General features: G+C 52.8%; 1 protein-coding gene. It reads left to right on the top strand.

Annotated elements, in window-relative coordinates; translation table 11 throughout:
• On the top strand, nucleotides 1-2,052 hold a 2,052-nt coding region (locus QUA13_RS32205), incomplete at its 5' end, for a calcium-binding protein (RefSeq protein WP_333205127.1).
• Nucleotides 2,053-2,309 lie beyond the last annotated feature (257 nt).

Below are 2,309 nucleotides of genomic sequence, written 5' to 3'. Positions count from 1 at the left end.
CAAGCAGTCCTGTTTTTAGGAGATCCAGCCAACGGCGGCGTACCGGTGACACCAGGTCAAGTCCTGACTCCAGCACAATTGCAGCAATTATTTTTGCAAGCCACAGGCAACTTTACAGGAGCCAATTTCACCTACAGCGCCACAGACAACGACGGCGCCACCAGTCCCGCTGTCGCTACTGTCGCGGTTGTCGCCCTGCCGATTGCGCCAACTCCGACGCCAACTCCGACGCCAACTCCAGCGCCGATTCCGGCGCCCATCTCAAATCCGATCGCCGAAACAGATACCGACTGTCAGTGTTCGCCCATTATTGAAAAACCGGGAATTAACTTTGCGCCCCCGCAGCAACCACCCGCAGTTGGATTTATCCAGCCGAATTCACAATTTTCAGAGGAACAAACCACCAAAGGAACCGACGGCGATGACTTTATCGCAGACACCAAAGGCAACCAAAAAATTGTCGGTTTTGAAGGCAACGACCTGCTTTTAGGTGAAGACGGCGCGGACGAAATTTACGGCAATGAAGACAATGACACAATTTTTGGGGGCATTGACACCGATATTGTTTACGGAGACGAGGGCAACGATATCGTATTCGCAGGCAAACAGAACGACTGGATTGCCGGCGACTTAGACTCTGACACCCTGTTTGGAGATCTAGGTGCCGATACGATTTTGGGAGACAACGGCGACGATAACTCCAGCAGTGCTCAAAACAATGGCGATTTGATTTTCGGGGGCAACAGTGCAGATCTCATTAATGGCAACGAGGGCGACGATACCATCCATACCGGCAAAGGTGACGATATTGCCCTTGGAGGTAAAGAAAATGACCTGATTTGGGGCGAACTCGGCTCCGATACGTTGTTTGGTGGCATCGGGTCCGACACCTTGTTTGGGGGCATCCGCGACCAAAGGGCCAGCGACTCCCAGGGACTCGACTTGCTGTACGGAGGCTTCGGCAACGACTTCCTCAACGGTCAACAAGGCAACGATACGCTGGTTGCAGGCAAAGATAACGATCGCGCTTACGGAGGTAAAGGCAATGACATCATCTACGGTCAATTAGGCTCCGATACGCTCTACGGCGGCGAAGGAGCCGATACTCTGCTCGGCGACAGTGGCAGTTCCGAGTCCATCGGGGATCTCGGCGAACAAGACTTAATCTTTGGTGGCAGCGGCAACGACATCATGGGCGGCGGCCACGGTAATGATACTGTGCAAGCAGGTAAAGGAAATGATTGTGTTTGGGGTGGCAAAGATAATGACCTGATTTGGGGCGAACTCGGCTCCGATACCCTTGTTGGCGACAGTGGCGACGACACCATGTACGGTGGTGCTCGAAGTCGAGCTAAAGATGTTGGCGGCCGGGACTTGCTCTTTGGTGGCATTGGTGCTGATGTGCTGTTGGGCGATGAGGGTGACGATACCATCGCCGGCGGTCAAGACAACGACTTGATTTACGCCGGCAAAGCTAACGACCTCATACACGGAGATCGGGGCGACGACTTGATTTACGGCGGTGACGGCAGCGATGAGCTCTGCGGTGACGAGGGCAGCGATACCATCTATGGCGATCGTTCCGATAACCGGGGTGTCTCGGTGGGCGCAAACGACCAGCAAGACTGCATCAACGGCGGTGAGGGCGATGACTTGCTCTACGGCAACGAAGGGCAAGATACTATCAACGGAGATGCAGGCAGCGATACTCTGATTGGTGGTAAAGATAGCGACCTTCTCAATGGGGGTGCTGGAGATGACTGGCTGTTTGGCGACTTGGGCGACGATACTTTAATTGGAGGTATTGGGAGCGATCGATTTGTGTTGAGTGGTGATGGCGGCACTGATACTGTGATTAACTTCGAGGTAGGCGTCGATAAGTTTGTTGTGAGCGACGGCCTGAGTTTCCAGCAGTTGCAATTTAGCGCCACTCCGAACGGTACGTTGCTGCAAGTAGCAGGAACCGATCGGGTTTTAGCGAATCTGGTGGGGGTTAACGGGGCGATCGGCTCCTCGGATTTCCTATCAGAGATATTACGCTCTGAGGCTTAGAATTGGCCGCGAAAGTCGCCTCTTCTCCGAACAAAACGCCACAGCAGATCGTAACTTCTGTGGCGTTCCTCACAATACTCAATCCTGGTTAGAAACTTTATAGCACTCGGCGCTTGACACCACTTTTACACTTGCCTTTCGTCCCTCTCTAAGAGACTAAAGAATAAAGGCGTATAGAAACAGGGTAAGAGCATCTCAATCATGCTTGACAAAAGCATTTGAGAATCTGCATCATATAGTCATTGTTCATCGCAGCC

The organism is Microcoleus sp. S28C3, assembly GCF_036700785.1.
Lineage (GTDB): Bacteria > Cyanobacteriota > Cyanobacteriia > Cyanobacteriales > Microcoleaceae > Microcoleus > Microcoleus asticus.
Note: the sequence above shows the minus strand (reverse complement) of the source record. Positions and strands in the feature narration are given on the sequence as shown.